Raw genomic sequence first — 14,146 nt, 5'->3', positions numbered from 1 at the left:
ATCGTGCACGGTCTGCCCCGGCTGGGGCATCAGTGCCAGCACGCAGGTTCGATCCGCAGGTCAGGACCGGGGGTAGCCGCGATGTGCGGGGGTTCGTCAGCGGCGACGCTCGGTGCATGGAACTCATACTGATGCTCGTCGCGCCGTTGCCCCTCGGATACGTCCTTCGATCGCGGATGGCCGCATTCGTCGCGTACATCGCGCTGCATTCGTTCGTGTTCACGTTCCAGAGCACTTCGTTGACGCTGGAGTGGGTGCGGGGGTCGACGGCCGCGTTCGAGGCTGACGGCGCGACGCCGTGGCCGTATCTCGTGGTGAACGCGGTGATCTACGGGGTGGGGCTCGGGCTGGTCGCGCTCGGGGCGTGGTTGCGGGAGCGCCGGGTGGCCCGCCGGACAGCCCCGGTCGATCTCGCCGCTCGATAATCGGTTGCCGGGCGGTGTCTCCTGGCTTTGTGGCCTTTCGGGTTTACCTGGGCATCTCGTTCACGTTGGCGGCGATGACCGGGCTCGTGTACACGACGATCGTTGTGTATCGGGTGGACACGGCTGGGTTGAACCCGTTGCAGCTGGTGCTGGTGGGGACGGTGCTCGAGGCCGCTTATTTCGTGTTCCAGCTGCCGACCGGCGTGCTCGCGGATCTCAGGAGTAGTCGGGCGTGCGTGGTGGTCGGGGTTGGGGTGCTCGGCGCCGGGCTCGTGGTGGAGGGGTTGTTGCCGAGCTTCGTCGGCATCGTGGTCGCGCAGGTCGTCGGGGCGTTGGGGTATGCGCTGGTGAGCGGGGCGCTCGAGGCGTGGGTTGCGGGTGAGGTGGGTTCGTCTTCCCTGACGCGCGTGTATGTGCGCGGGTCGCAGGCGGGCCTGATCGGCACCGTGCTGGGGACCGCGGCGAGTGGGTGGGTGGCTGGTTGGCGTACGAACCTGCCGCTTCTCATCGGAGGAGCGTTCCTGCTCGCGACCGCGTCGACGCTCGCGTTCGTCATGCCAGAGCGAACCCGCACGCGCCGCGCGCCCAAGACCGCCGGCACGGGCGGCGCGGGCGGCGGGGTGGAGGGGGAGGCCGGGGCGGTGGAGACGGTGCGGGCGGCTTGGGGACTCATTCGGGTGCGGCCGGCGTTCTTGGTGGTGTTCGCGGTGGTGGCGCTCGTCGGTGGGTGGAGTGAAGCGATCGATCGGCTCTGGGGAGCGCACCTGCTGGAGAACTTCCGGCTGCCCGGGCCGGACGCCACGGTGTGGTTCAGCGTGCTCGGAGTAGCGGCGACCCTGCTCGGACTGGTGGTCACGCAGGTGATCGCCGCCCGTGCGGCGGAGACGATGCGGACGCTGCTGGTGATCGTCACCGCGCTGCTCGTGACCACGATCGTGTTCGGGCTGGTCACGAACGTGTGGATCGCGATCGGTGCCGCGCTCGCACTGGCCGCCGCCCGCACCGCCTTCGCACCCGTGCTGAGCGCGTGGCTGGTCGAGCGCACGGATCCCGGCGTCCGTGCGACGGTGCTGTCCACCCGGGACATGTTCGACGCCACCGGCCAGGTGATCGGCGGCCCCGCCCTCGGCGCGATAGGCACCTGGTGGTCCCTCCGCGCCGCCCTGGTCGCCGGCAGCGTTGCCCTGGCCCCCGCCGCCGCGCTCCTGGTACTAGCCCGCCGCCGCCTCCGCGTCGCCGCAGCCGCCACACCCGCGGATGCCGCGCCGCCCGGCGACGCTGTGGTTGGTGGGGACGGGGCGCGGTGAGACGCGAAATCCCCGCCACCTCAGGGGTGGCGGGGATTCCGGGGAGTTCGGGTCAGACGTTGAAGCCGAGCGCGCGGAGCTGTTCGCGGCCGTCGTCGGTGATCTTGTCGGGACCCCACGGCGGCATCCAGACCCAGTTGACCCGGAAGTCTTCGACCAGGCCCCCACTGACCAGCGCGGCCCGCGTCTGGTCCTCGATCACGTCGGTCAGCGGACACGCCGCCGAGGTCAGCGTCATGTCGATCGTCGCGATGTTCGCGTCGTCCACGTGGATCCCGTAGACGAGCCCGAGGTCGACCACGTTGATCCCGAGCTCCGGGTCGACCACGTCCCGCATGGCCTCTTCGACGTCGTCGATCTTGGCGACGTCCAGGGCGGCACCGCCGCCGGCTACCGGCTCAGTCATGCTTGGGCCCCTTCTGTAGCGACGGCCTGCGCCGTCGCGTCCTTGAACGCCATCCACGCCAGCAAAGCGCACTTCACCCGCGCTGGGTACTTCGCGACACCGGCGAACGCGATCGCGTCCTCCAGCACTTCCTCGTCCGGCTCGATCTGACCACGCGACTGCAGCAGCTCGACGAACGTGTCGACGGTGTTGAACGCCTCGGTCACCGACTGGCCCACGAGCAACTCGTGCAGCACCGACGCCGACGCCTGGCTGATCGAGCAGCCGGCCCCGTCATAGGAAACGTCCGCGACGTCGCCGGATACGACGTGCACCCGCAGCGTCACCTCGTCACCGCACGTCGGGTTGACGTGGTGCACCTGCGCCTCGAACGGGTCGCGCAGACCCTTCCCGTGCGGGTGCTTGTAGTGGTCCAGGATGATCTCCTGGTACATCGAATCGCCGAAGAGACCACTCATCCGAGAAACCCCATCACCCGAAGAACCTCACGACCTGATTCAACCCATCGACGAGCGCATCAATTTCCGCTTCGGTCGTGTACAGGTAGAAAGACACCCGGGTCGTAGCCGGAACCCCGAACCGAACACAGGTCGGGCGGGCGCAGTGGTGCCCCACACGAACCGCGATACCCAGCTCGTCGAGGTACTGGCCGATGTCGTGCGGGTGGATCTCCCCCAGCGAGAACGAGATCGTCCCGCCGCGGGCCTCCGCGGTGTCCGGCCCCACGATGGTGAGCCCGGGAACGGACTTCAAGCGCGGCAGCGCGTACTCCACCAGCCGGTGCTCGTGCTCCTGGATGTTCTCCAGGCCCAGGTCGGTGAGGTAGCGCACGGCCGCCCCGAGCCCGACCGCCTCGGCGATCATGGGCGTCCCGGCCTCGAACCGGTGCGGGATCTCGGCGAACGTCGAGCCCTCCATCGAGACGGTCTCGATCATCTCGCCACCACCGAGGAACGGCGGCATCGAGTTCAGCAGGTCGGCGCGGCCCCAGAGCACACCGATCCCGGTGGGCCCGACCATCTTGTGCCCGGTGAACGCGATGAAGTCGACGCCCAGGTCGGCGACGTTCACCGGCATGTGCGGCACCGACTGCGACGCGTCGAGCATGACCAGCGCGCCCACCTGGCGGGCCCGCGCCACGATCGGCTCGACCGGGTTCTGGGTGCCGAGGATGTTCGACTGGTGGACGTAGGAGACGAATCGCGTCCGCTCGTTGATCAGCGTCTCGAGGTCGGACAGGTCCAGCCGGCCGTCGTCGGTGATCTTGAACCACCGCAGCGTCGCGCCGGTGCGCTGACAGAGCAGCTGCCACGGGACGATGTTCGAGTGGTGCTCCATCTCGGAGATCACGATCTCGTCGCCGGGGCCCACCAGCGGGAACTCCGAGCCGTCGGGACGCCCGGCCGTGTTACCCAGCGAGTACGCGACGAGGTTGAGCGCCTCCGACGAGTTCTTCGTGAAGATGACCTCGTTGCGGCTCGGCGCATGGATCAGACCGGCCACCGCGTCCCGCGCCGCCTCGTACGCCAGCGTCGCCTCCGAACCGAGCGTGTGCACGGCCCGGGCGACGTTGGCGTTGTGGCGAGCGAGATGGTCGCTCATGGCGTCGATGACGGCTTGTGGCTTTTGAGACGTGTTCGCCGAGTCCAGGTAGATGACCGGGACGCCCTCGCTGCCCCCCTCGGTGTGCAGGCGACGCGAGAGGATCGGGAAGTCCTTCCGGATCAGCTCGACGTCGTAACCACTCACGAGGCAGCCCCCGCGGCGATGAAGCGCTCGTACCCCGACGCCTCCAGCTCGTCGGCGAGCTCCGAGCCGCCCTCTTCGACGATGCGTCCGCCGACGAACACGTGCACGAAGTCGGGCTTGATGTACCGCAGGATCCGCGTGTAGTGCGTGATCAGCAGGGTGCCCAGCTCGCCGGACGCCTTCGCCCGGTTCACGCCTTCCGAGACGACGCGGAGCGCGTCGATGTCGAGGCCGGAGTCGGTCTCGTCGAGGATCGCGACCTTCGGCTTGAGCAGCTCGAGCTGGAGGATCTCGTGCCGCTTCTTCTCACCGCCGGAGAAGCCCTCGTTGACGTTGCGCTCGGCGAACGACTGGTCGACGCCCAGCTGCTCCATTGCGCCCTTGACTTCCTTGACCCACAGGCGGAGCTTCGGCGCCTCGCCGCGGACCGCGGTGGCCGCGGTGCGCAGGAAGTTCGACACCGAGACGCCCGGGACCTCGACCGGGTACTGCATCGCGAGGAACAGGCCGGCGCGGGCCCGCTCGTCGACGCTCATCGCGAGGACGTCCTCGCCGTCGAGCAGCACCGAACCGCTGTCGACGGTGTACTTCGGGTGGCCGGCGATCGAGTAGGCCAGCGTGGACTTGCCGGAGCCGTTCGGCCCCATGATCGCGTGCGTCTCCCCCGACTTCACGGTGAGGTCGACCCCGCGCAGGATCGGCTTCGCACCTTCGCCGGTCAGGACGCTGACGTGCAGGTCGCGGATCTCGAGCGTGCTCACTGGGGGGACTCCTGGTTCGTGTTCAGAGATACGAGAACGTCGTCGCCGTCGACCCGCACCGGGTAGACGGGCACCGGTTTGGTGGCCGGCAGGCCGGTCGGTTTGCCCGACCGCAGATCGAAGCGGGATCCGTGCAGCCAGCACTCGATCGCGCAGTCCTCCACGTCGCCCTCGGAGAGCGGGACGATCGCGTGCGAGCACTCGTCGCGGATCGCGAAGAACTCGCCGGCGGAGCGCACGACCGCAACGGGCTGGCCGTCGACCTCGACGGCGAGAGCGCCCTCGTCCTCGACGTCAGCGACCGCGCAGACCCGTACGAAACTCATGCTCCCGCCTTGGCCAGCCGGGCGTCGATCGTGGTGGTGATGGCCTCGACCAGCTCCGCGTTGCCGATCTTCTGCGTGATCTCGGCGAAGAACCCGCGGACGACCAGGCGCCGGGCCTCGTCGGCCGGGATACCCCGGGACTGCAGGTAGAACAGCTGCTCGTCGTCGAAACGGCCGGTGGCGCTGGCGTGACCGGCGCCGATGATCTCACCGGTCTCGATCTCCAGGTTCGGCACGGAGTCGGCGCGGGCGCCGTCGGTGAGCACGAGGTTGCGGTTGATCTCGTACGTGTCGGTGCCGGTGGCCTCGTCCTGGATCAGCACGTCGCCGACCCAGACCGTGTGGGCGTCCGCGCCCTGCAGCGCTCCGCGGTAGACGACGTTCGAGCGGCAGTCCGGCACCGAGTGGTCGACGAACAGCCGGTGCTCGAGGTGCTGACCGGCGTCGGCGAAGTAGATGCCGTACGCGTCGACCTCGCCCCCGCGGCCGGTGAACTCGACCGACGTGTACTGCCGGACCAGGTCGCCGCCGAGCGTGACCGCGATGTGGGTCAGCCGGGCGTCGCGGCCGAGCTTGGCGCGCTGGTGCTGCAGCTGCACCGAGTCGGCCGACCAGTCGGTGCGGGTCACGAGCGTGACGCCCGCGTTGTCGCCGACCAGGATCTCGACGTTGTCGGCCAGCGCGACGTTGCCGGCCTGGTCGAGCAGGATCTTCACCTCGGCGTTCGGCTTGATGTCGAGCACCAGCTGGCGGTAGCTGGCCTTGCTCGCGTCCCGGCCGGTGAGGTCGATGACCACGTACTCGTCGACGACGCCGGTCACCGTGACGACGGTGGCGGTGCCCGCCTTGCCGTACGCCTCCGCCGAGGGACGGTCGAACGGCGTCAGCGCGCTCCCGACCCGCGGGTCGTCCGTTCCCACGTGCTCGATGCGGACGCCGTCCGCCGTGCCGACGCGCTCGTCGAGCGCGTCGGTGGCGGGTTCGGCGCTGCTGTCGTGCAGGCCACGGAGCCGGTCGAGCGGGGTGAACCGCCACTCTTCCTCGCGGCCGGTGAGCCGGGGGAAGTCGGCCACGTCGTAGGAGCGCAGCGCCTCGGCCTTGCTGGCCGGCGGCTTGCCGTCGGCCGGGCCACCGTGGCTGTGCGCTCCGGCGAGCACAGGAGCATCGCTAGACACTTGCGTTTACCTCTTATCGCTGTTCGAACGGGGACTAACCGACTGCGCCTTCCATCTGCAGTTCGATCAGGCGGTTCAGCTCGAGCGCGTACTCCATCGGGAGTTCGCGGGCGATCGGCTCGACGAAGCCGCGGACGATCATCGCCATCGCCTCGTCCTCGGTGAGCCCACGGCTCATCAGGTAGAACAGCTGGTCGTCGCTGATCTTGGAGACCGTGGCCTCGTGCCCCATCGCCACGTCGTCCTCGCGGACGTCGACGTAGGGGTAGGTGTCGGAGCGGGAGATCGTGTCGACGAGCAGCGCGTCGCACTTCACCGTCGACTTCGAACCGACGGCACCGTCGAGCACCTGCACCAGACCGCGGTACGAGGTGCGGCCACCGCCGCGGGCCACCGACTTGCTGACGATCGTCGACGACGTGTTCGGCGCCGCGTGCACCATCTTCGCGCCGGCGTCCTGGTGCTGGCCCTCGCCCGCGAACGCGATCGAGAGCACCTCGCCCTTGGCGTGCTCGCCGGTCATGAAGACCGCCGGGTACTTCATCGTCACCTTGGAACCGATGTTGCCGTCGATCCACTCCATGGTGGCGCCCTCGTGGCACACCGCGCGCTTGGTGACCAGGTTGTACACGTTGTTCGACCAGTTCTGGATCGTCGTGTACCGGCAGCGGGCGTTCTTCTTGACGATGATCTCGACGACCGCGGAGTGCAGCGAGTCCGACGAGTAGATCGGCGCGGTGCAGCCCTCGACGTAGTGCACGTACGCACCCTCGTCGACGATGATCAGCGTCCGCTCGAACTGGCCCATGTTCTCGGTGTTGATCCGGAAGTAGGCCTGCAGGGGGATCTCGACGTGCACGCCCTTCGGCACGTAGATGAACGAGCCACCGGACCAGGTCGCGGTGTTCAGCGCGGCGAACTTGTTGTCGCCGACCGGGATCACCGAGCCGAAGTACTCCTTGAAGATGTCCTCGTGTTCGCGCAGTGCGGTGTCGGTGTCCATGAACACCACGCCCTGCTCCTCGAGGTCCTCACGGATCTTGTGGTAGACGACCTCGGACTCGTACTGGGCCGCGACACCGGAGACCAGCCGCTGCTTCTCCGCCTCCGGGATGCCCAGCTTGTCGTAGGTGTTCTTGATGTCCTCGGGAAGCTCTTCCCAGCTCTGCGCCTGCTTCTCCGTCGAGCGGACGAAGTACTTGATGTTGTCGAAGTTGATACCGCCGAGGTCGGCGCCCCAGTCGGGCATCGGCTTCTTGCCGAACAGCGCCAGCCCGCGCAGGCGGCGGCGGAGCATCCACTCGGGTTCGCTCTTCTTCGCCGAGATGTCCCGGACGACGGCTTCGTTGATCCCGCGCTGCGCGGCGGCGCCGGCGACGTCGGAGTCGGACCAGCCGAACGCATAGTTGCCCAGCGCCGCGATCTGCTCGTCCTGCGTGAGGGGCACGGTCGCGACGGGCGCGCCGGCCTCCGAGCGGTTCTCGGGCGTGATGGCGGTCATGAGGACGTCCTCCCGGGACGGGTGTGGGTCAGGTGGTTCAAACTGCTTTGCGCACCGGTATGTGCGTCGTACAGACGCCGTCTCCGTGCGCGATCGTCGCGAGCCGCTGCACGTGGCTACCGAGCAATCGGGAGATCACTGCGGTCTCGGCCTCGCAGAGCTGCGGGAACTCGGCGGCGACCTGGGCCACCGGGCAGTGGTGCTGGCACAGCTGGCCGCCCCCGGCCAGGGCCGATGCGCTGGCAGCGTAGCCCTCCGCGGAGAGCGCCCCGGCCAGGGCCTCGGCACGCCGGAGCGGATCGTCGCCCGCGTCGGCCATCGCCGACCGGCAACGCTCCTCGAGTACCCGGACGCGCTCGGCGGCGAACGTCGCCACCGCGTCCTGCCCGTGGAGACGGGCCAGGAACCGGAGCACCTCGGCGGCCAGATCGTCGTACATGTGCGGGAACGTCTGCCGACCGGCGTCGGTGAGGATGAACTCCTTGGCCGGGCGTCCGCGGCCGCGCGGGCCGCGACCGGGCTTTTCCCGGCTCTCGACGGCGCCCTCGGCCAGCAGCGCGTCGAGGTGGCGGCGGACCGCGGCCGGCGTCAGGCCGAGCCGTTCGCTCAGATGAGTGGCGGTGGCGCCGCCCTCTTCGAGCAACAGACGCGTGATCCGGTCGCGCGTGCGCACGTCGGCACCCATGGGGGGCGCCGCCGTTGAGGCAGGCTCGACGTTTTTCACAACATCATTGTTGCGGATATCCGACGGACCGGCCAGCGCGGGTTACGCGGAGGTAGCAGTGAACAGGATCACGCAGGGTAGCCTAACCTGACTTCGGGACGCCCGATATTGCCGTGTTCTGTGAGCATTCCCGCGTGGCACTCGCGTGCACCGTTCGCCGGGACGGCACGATGACCCCCGTGATCGTCCCGCTGAATTACGCAACATCTCCTGCCGCCTCGCCGGACCCGACGCACCGGCCCGGGCCGGTCGAGCGGGAGGCCGCGGTGGTCGGTCGCACCCCCGAACCGCGGACGCGGCGGACGCTCGCGGCCGATCTGGGCGCCCTCGGCGTGCAACCGGGGGACGTTCTGCTGGTGCACACCTCGCTCTCGGCGCTGGGGTGGGTGGCCGGGCGCGAGCAGGCGGTGATCCTCGCGCTGCAGGACGCGGTGGGGCCGACCGGGACGCTGGTCGTGCCGACCCAGACCGGCAGCAACTCCGACCCTGCCGAGTGGCAGGCGCCCGCGGTGCCGGCCGAGTGGTGGGACTCGATCCGCGACGGGATGCCCGCGTTCGATCCGGCCCGGACGCCGTCCGACGGCATGGGGGCGCTGCCCGAAGCGCTGCGCTCGTGGCCGGGGGCGATCCGCAGCGGGCATCCGCAGACGTCGTTCGCCGGGCTGGGGCCGGCGGCGTCCGGGCTGTTGCGTCGGCACGACCTGGATTGCCGGTTCGGGGACCGGTCGCCGCTGTCGGCGCTGGCCGCGGCCGGCGCGCGGGTGTTGCTGCTCGGCGCCGGGTACGACGCCTGCACCGCGTTCCACCTGGGTGAGGCGCGTTCGGTCGGTGCGCCGCGGGAGCGTCTGTCGTGTGCGGCGTTGGATTCCGATGGGCAGCGGCGCTGGGTGCGGTACGTGGACGTCGTCGCCGACGAGCGCGATTTCGCGGTGCTGGGCGAGGCGTTCGAAGCCACGGGCGCGGTGGCGGTGGGGCTGGTCGGCTCCGCCGACGCCCGCCTCTTCGACCTGGACGACGCCGCGCGCTTCGCCGCTTCGTGGATCCCCGCCCACCGCGCCGGCTGGAGCGGCCCCGTTTAGCCGCGCCCCGGGCCCCGGCAAAGGGGCCGCTCGGAAGCGGTCCCGACAGGGCGCGCCCTGGGCCGCTGGAACGGGACCGGTCAGTCGAAGACGACTGTGCGGTCGCCGTTCAGGAGCACGCGGTGCTCCACGTGCCACCGCACCGCCCGGGACAGGGCGAGACACTCCACGTCCCGGCCCACCGCGACCATCTCGTCGGGGCTGTCGGTGTGGTCGACGCGGGCGACCTCCTGCTCGATGATCGGCCCTTCGTCGAGCGCGCCGGTGACGTAGTGCGCGGTCGCGCCGATCAGCTTGACGCCACGTGCGTGCGCCTGGTGGTACGGGCGGGCACCCTTGAAGCTCGGCAGGAACGAGTGGTGGATGTTGATCGCCCGTCCGGCCAGGTCACGGCACAGGTCGTCGGACAGCACCTGCATGTAGCGGGCGAGCACGACCAGGTCGATGCGCTGCTCGTCGACCAGCGCGCGCAGCTTGTCCTCCTGCTGCGGCTTGGTGTCCGGCGTCACCGGCAGGTGGTGGAACGGGACGTTGTGCCAGCGGGCGAGTGCGGCGAAGTCCGGGTGGTTGGAGACGATCGCCGGTACGTCGATCTTCAGCGCGCCGGTCTCGCGGCGGAACAGCAGGTCGTTGAGGCAGTGCCCCTGCTTGCTGACGAGAATCAGCACCCGCGGCCGCACGGCCAGGTCGTGCACCGCCCACTCCATGCCGAACTCGGCCGCGGTCGCCGCGAACTCCTCGCGCAGTCCCGCTGCGGTGGCGCCGACCGGCCCGCTGATGTGCACCCTCATGAAGAAGCGGCCGGTGAACGGGTCGCCGTACTGCTGGCTCTCCTGGATGTTGCAACCGGCGCCGGCGAGCTGGCCCGCCACGGCGTGGACGATGCCGGGGCGATCGGCGCAGGAGAGCGTCAGGACGTACTGGGGGGACGATTCGGGCACGCCGTGGAGGCTACCCGCCGACGCTGTCCAACCCGTGCCCGGGGAGATCGTCTACAGCCCATAGAATGCGCGCCATGAGCACCGCGACCGCCGGCCTGACGACGACGGCCCCACCCCGCGAGCCCGGCCGGTTCAGCCGGCTCCGGGACGCGCCGAAGCTCGTCCGGTGGCTCGCGTTCGCGACGATCGTCGGCAACGCGGTGGTCGTCCTCACCGGCGTCGCGGTGCGGCTGTCCGGGTCGGGCCTGGGGTGCCCGACGTGGCCCAAGTGCACCGACGACAGCTACACGAACACCCCCGAGTACGGCATCCACGGCTACATCGAGTTCGGCAACCGCCTGCTGACGTTCGTCCTCTCGGCGATCGTCGGCGCGGCGATCATCGTCGTCTGGCTGCAGTACAAGCGACGGCGCTCGCTGGTCTGGCTCTCGCTGGCGCAGTTCGGCGGCATCGTCGCGCAGGCCGTCGTCGGCGGCATCACGGTGCTCACCGGGCTGAACCCGTGGACGGTGTCCGCGCACTTCCTGGTCTCGATGGCGCTGATCTACGCCGGATACGTGTTCTGGCACCGCACCGGCGAGGGCGACAGGCCGCGGGACTGGCGGGTCCCGGTGCCGCTGCGGTGGCTCGCGCGGGCGATCGTGCTCGCGGCCGGGGCGACGATCGTCATCGGCACGGTGGTCACCGGTAGCGGCCCGCACTCCGGGGACGGCGCCGCACCGCGGACCGGGTTCGACCCGGCGCTGGTCAGCCAGTTGCACGCGGACGCGGTGTTCCTGCTGATCGGGCTGACGGTCGGCGGCGTGTTCGCGTTCCGCTCGGTGCCGGTGGTGCGCAACGCGGTGCTCACGCTGCTCGTCGTCGAGCTGGCGCAGGGTCTGATCGGATACGTGCAGTACTTCACGCACCTGCCGGTGCTGCTCGTCGCCCTGCACGTGCTCGGCGCGGCCGTGCTCTGGGTGTTCGCGATCCGCGTGCTGTTCACGGTACGCGAACGCCCTACGCTCGCGACGTGAGCTTACGACCGGAGCAGGGTGGCCGCGGGCGCGGGATCGCGGCGACGATCGAGGGTTTCTTCGGCCTGATGTGGTTCGGCTGGGCGACCGCCGAGGCACCGGAGTGGCTGGTCCGGCTGCTGTTCGTCGGCGTGGTGATCAGTGCGGCGGTGCTGGTCGTCGGCGTCTTCCTCGCCGTGCGAAGCCCGTCCGGCTCCTCGCCGATGGCCGATCCGGCGGTCCGGCACCGCTACAACATCGTCGTCGCGATCGAATTCGCCCTGATCTTCGTCGGGGCGACGCTGCTCGGACAGCTCGCGCCGGACTTCGTCGCGGCCTGGATCGCGCTGGTCGTCGGTGTGCACTTCGTGCCGCTCGGACGGGCGTTCGGTGAGCGGTTGCTGGAGGTGTCCGGCTATCTGATCGCCGGAGTCGCGGTGGTGGCCGGCGTGGTCGCCGCGACCACCGACGCCAACAGCAACATCGTCGCCGGCCTGGGTACCGGCCTGATCCTCGTGATCACCGGCATCCTGACGCTCGGCGGTGTCCGCCTCGCGACCGGCCCCCTTCCCGCGCGCCAGGGCACGCCGAAACGGGACCGCTAGACCGTCGCGCTGGCCGACCACCCGGGTCACCGCAGCGGACGCCCACGTCCACAGGTTGGCCCCGTCGGCACCGGGACCGGTGGTCACCAGGTTCGTGTCGGTGAAGCCGGGATGCGCCCCGACGCTCAGCACGGAGGACCCCGCCGCGCGGAGCCGACGGTCGAGCTCGAGCGTGAACCACGCGTTCGACAGCTTGGAGAGGCTGTACGCGCCGGTCGAGGAGTACGCCCGCTCGCTCTGCGGGTCGTCCAGCTGCCGAACCCGGCCCTGCTTGTGCAGCATGCTGCTGACCGTCACCACGCGCCCTGTCACCTGCGGCAACAGCAGCCCGGTGAGCGCGAAGTGCCCCAGGTGGTTGGTGCCGAACTGCAGCTCGAAGCCCTGGGCGGTGGTGTGCCTGCTCGGGACGTGCATGATTCCGGCGTTGTTGATCAGCAGATCGATCGGACCGGTCAGCCCGGCGGCGAACGCCCGTACCGAGTCGAGGTCGGCCAGGTCCAGTTCCCGGACCTCGCCCGCGCCGAGGCGGGCGACCGCGTCGGCGCCCTTGCGCAGGTCGCGACACGCCAGCACGACGGAAGCCCCGGAGCGGACCAGCGCCTCCGCGGTACGGAAGCCGATGCCGGCGTTCGCACCTGTCACCACGGCGACGCGGCCGGCCTGCGACGGGATGTCGCCGACGCCCCAACGGGACATGCCGGCCTCCTAGCGGGAACCGCCGCCCCGTGGCGTCTTGCGGCCACCCATGTAGTCCCACTCGTAGTGGTCGGTCTTCACCGCGGTGACGAGCTCGCGTTCCCACTCGTCCCGCACGGGAATCTCGGCCTCGGCGCACGCCGTCCGAGCTGCCTCGACGCCCCCGGCGACCACCTGGTCGCCCCACCGTCCGTCATCCCCGACCAGAACGATGCGTGCGCCCTTCTGCCCGAGGTACTCCACTACCGCGGTCGCGCCGCCGTGCGCGCTCGCAAAAGTCTTCAGGCGCTTCACGATCGGCCCGATCTTGGGCTGGGGAACTGTGGTCTCTTCCACCGTCTCGGCCATGGACGCATGTTACCGACCGGTAGAGCAAGAACGCACGTTACGACAGCAGAGCGTCCACGGCGACGGCGACGAACAAGACGGTGAGGTACGTGATCGAAAGGTGGAACAGCCGCATCGGCTTGACCTTGAGTTCACGTCGCACCTGCGAGTTGAGCCGGTGAGCCTCGACCAGGAACACCGCACCCACCACCAGCGCGGTGACGCCGTAGATCCACCCGGTGGCCAGCGGCCACAGCAGCAGCGAGCACGCCACCATCGCCCAGGAATACGCGAGGATCTGTCCGGTCACGACCTTGGGCGCGGCCACCACCGGCAGCATCGGCACGCCGGCCTTCGCGTAGTCGGCGCGGAACTTCATCGCCAGCGGCCAGTAGTGCGGCGGCGTCCAGAAGAAGATGACGCCGAACAGGACCAGCGGGGCCCAGCCCAGCGAGTTCGTGACAGCGGCCCACCCGATCAGCACCGGCATGCAGCCGGCCGCACCGCCCCAGACGATGTTCTGGCTGGTGCGTCGCTTGAGCACCGCGGTGTAGACGAGGACGTAGAACAGGATCGCGGCGAGCGCGAGCCCGGCCGCGAGCGCGTTGGTCTGCCACCAGAGGAAGCCGACAGCGAAGACGCCGAGCAGGACACCGAAGATCAGCGCGTTGCGCGGCTCGACGGTGTGCTGCGCCAGCGGGCGACGCTTCGTCCGCGACATCTTCTCGTCGATGTCGCGGTCGATGTAGCAGTTGAGCGCGTTCGCACTGCCGGCGGCGAGCGTGCCACCGAGGACGGTGGCGACGATGAGCCAGAGCGACGGCATGCCGTGGGCCGCGAGCAGCATGGTCGGCACGGTGGAGACGAGCAGCGTCTCGATGATGCGAGGCTTCGTGAGCGCCACGTAGGCCTTGACAACGGCGAAGCCGCGAAGACGCGTAGGCCGCTCGAGCTGAACGGTCATGCCGGCTTCGCCGTCCTGACCGTTCCACGGCTCTGCTGGCCGGACCTCGCGCAAGCGCTCGGTCGTGCCGCCGACTCCAGGATGCGGGGGGTCACAGCAGACCGTCCACCTTCCGATCGTTCCAGCCGCGGGCCACCGAGAAACCGGGCAACGGGCCGGGCACTG

General features: G+C 69.8%; 16 protein-coding genes. 4 read left to right on the top strand and 12 right to left on the bottom strand.

From position 1 onward, the window contains the following. The first annotated feature begins 116 nt into the window (after positions 1-116). Both ACGFY5_RS19435 and ACGFY5_RS19430 read left to right on the top strand, forming a co-directional pair. A complete protein-coding gene (locus ACGFY5_RS19435; RefSeq protein ID WP_392721543.1) occupies positions 117-425 on the top strand; it encodes a hypothetical protein in 309 nt (102 codons plus the stop codon). Between the two features lie 29 nt (positions 426-454). Further along, on the top strand, positions 455-1,732 hold the full coding sequence (locus ACGFY5_RS19430; protein ID WP_392721542.1) for an MFS transporter: 1,278 nt from the start codon (positions 455-457) through the stop codon (positions 1,730-1,732). 52 nt (positions 1,733-1,784) lie between these two features. On the opposite strand, the gene ACGFY5_RS19425 is transcribed toward ACGFY5_RS19430, so the two are convergent. From ACGFY5_RS19425 to ACGFY5_RS19390, 8 genes are read right to left on the bottom strand one after another with little or no spacing between them, the layout of a single operon-like run. Beyond that, on the bottom strand, positions 1,785-2,138 hold the full coding sequence (locus ACGFY5_RS19425; RefSeq protein ID WP_392721540.1) for a metal-sulfur cluster assembly factor: 354 nt from the start codon (positions 2,136-2,138) through the stop codon (positions 1,785-1,787). Beyond that, on the bottom strand, positions 2,135-2,596 hold the full coding sequence (gene sufU / locus ACGFY5_RS19420) for a Fe-S cluster assembly sulfur transfer protein SufU (RefSeq protein ID WP_392721538.1): 462 nt from the start codon (positions 2,594-2,596) through the stop codon (positions 2,135-2,137). The genes ACGFY5_RS19425 and sufU overlap by 4 nt, the downstream gene beginning before the upstream one ends. Before the next feature lie 13 nt (positions 2,597-2,609). Next, positions 2,610-3,887 carry a cysteine desulfurase gene (locus ACGFY5_RS19415; protein ID WP_392721536.1) on the bottom strand — a complete coding sequence of 426 codons (1,278 nt, stop codon included), beginning with the start codon at positions 3,885-3,887 and terminating at the stop codon, positions 2,610-2,612. After that, positions 3,884-4,648 carry a Fe-S cluster assembly ATPase SufC gene (gene sufC / locus ACGFY5_RS19410; protein WP_392721534.1) on the bottom strand — a complete coding sequence of 255 codons (765 nt, stop codon included), beginning with the start codon at positions 4,646-4,648 and terminating at the stop codon, positions 3,884-3,886. The genes ACGFY5_RS19415 and sufC overlap by 4 nt, the downstream gene beginning before the upstream one ends. Then, entirely contained in the window at positions 4,645-4,974 is a 330-nt protein-coding gene (locus ACGFY5_RS19405) for a non-heme iron oxygenase ferredoxin subunit (protein WP_392721532.1), read from the bottom strand. The genes sufC and ACGFY5_RS19405 overlap by 4 nt, the downstream gene beginning before the upstream one ends. Further along, entirely contained in the window at positions 4,971-6,131 is a 1,161-nt protein-coding gene (sufD, locus tag ACGFY5_RS19400) for a Fe-S cluster assembly protein SufD (protein WP_392722551.1), read from the bottom strand. The genes ACGFY5_RS19405 and sufD overlap by 4 nt, the downstream gene beginning before the upstream one ends. Positions 6,132-6,183: 52 nt before the next feature. Then, positions 6,184-7,650 (bottom strand): Fe-S cluster assembly protein SufB, encoded by a 1,467-nt coding sequence (sufB, locus tag ACGFY5_RS19395; RefSeq protein WP_392721530.1) that lies wholly within the window; start codon positions 7,648-7,650, stop codon positions 6,184-6,186. A 37-nt stretch (positions 7,651-7,687) separates the two neighbouring features. Further along, positions 7,688-8,335, bottom strand: coding sequence for a helix-turn-helix transcriptional regulator (locus ACGFY5_RS19390; RefSeq protein ID WP_392721529.1), 648 nt, complete (start codon positions 8,333-8,335; stop codon positions 7,688-7,690). Between the two features lie 173 nt (positions 8,336-8,508). Between ACGFY5_RS19390 and ACGFY5_RS19385 the strand changes: the two genes are divergently transcribed. Continuing rightward, positions 8,509-9,453, top strand: a complete 945-nt coding sequence (locus tag ACGFY5_RS19385; RefSeq protein WP_392721528.1) for an aminoglycoside N(3)-acetyltransferase — start codon at positions 8,509-8,511, stop codon at positions 9,451-9,453. A gap of 80 nt (positions 9,454-9,533) precedes the next feature. Here ACGFY5_RS19385 and purU read toward each other — a convergent pair whose 3' ends face one another. Next, the gene (gene purU / locus ACGFY5_RS19380) at positions 9,534-10,394 is read right to left on the bottom strand and encodes a formyltetrahydrofolate deformylase (RefSeq protein ID WP_392721526.1); all 861 of its coding nucleotides are present in this window, start codon (positions 10,392-10,394) and stop codon (positions 9,534-9,536) included. 74 nt (positions 10,395-10,468) lie between these two features. On the opposite strand from purU, the gene ACGFY5_RS19375 reads away from it, so the two are divergent. Then, a complete protein-coding gene (locus ACGFY5_RS19375) occupies positions 10,469-11,410 on the top strand; it encodes a heme A synthase (RefSeq protein ID WP_392721525.1) in 942 nt (313 codons plus the stop codon). 2 nt (positions 11,411-11,412) lie between these two features. Here ACGFY5_RS19375 and ACGFY5_RS19370 read toward each other — a convergent pair whose 3' ends face one another. Genes ACGFY5_RS19370 through ACGFY5_RS19360 form a run of 3 tightly spaced genes read right to left on the bottom strand, consistent with a single transcriptional unit; the run spans position 11,413 to position 13,981 of the window. Next, entirely contained in the window at positions 11,413-12,690 is a 1,278-nt protein-coding gene (locus tag ACGFY5_RS19370; protein WP_392721523.1) for an SDR family NAD(P)-dependent oxidoreductase, read from the bottom strand. 9 nt (positions 12,691-12,699) lie between these two features. Next, positions 12,700-13,038: a hypothetical protein gene (locus ACGFY5_RS19365; protein ID WP_392721520.1), complete on the bottom strand. Its 339-nt coding sequence runs from the start codon at positions 13,036-13,038 to the stop codon at positions 12,700-12,702. A gap of 37 nt (positions 13,039-13,075) precedes the next feature. Then, positions 13,076-13,981 (bottom strand): heme o synthase, encoded by a 906-nt coding sequence (locus tag ACGFY5_RS19360; protein WP_392721518.1) that lies wholly within the window; start codon positions 13,979-13,981, stop codon positions 13,076-13,078. Between the last annotated feature and the right edge of the window lie 165 nt (positions 13,982-14,146).

Source organism: Cryptosporangium sp. NPDC048952, assembly GCF_043197895.1.
GTDB lineage: Bacteria > Actinomycetota > Actinomycetes > Mycobacteriales > Cryptosporangiaceae > Cryptosporangium.
This window is presented reverse-complemented; position numbering and strand designations above follow the sequence as displayed.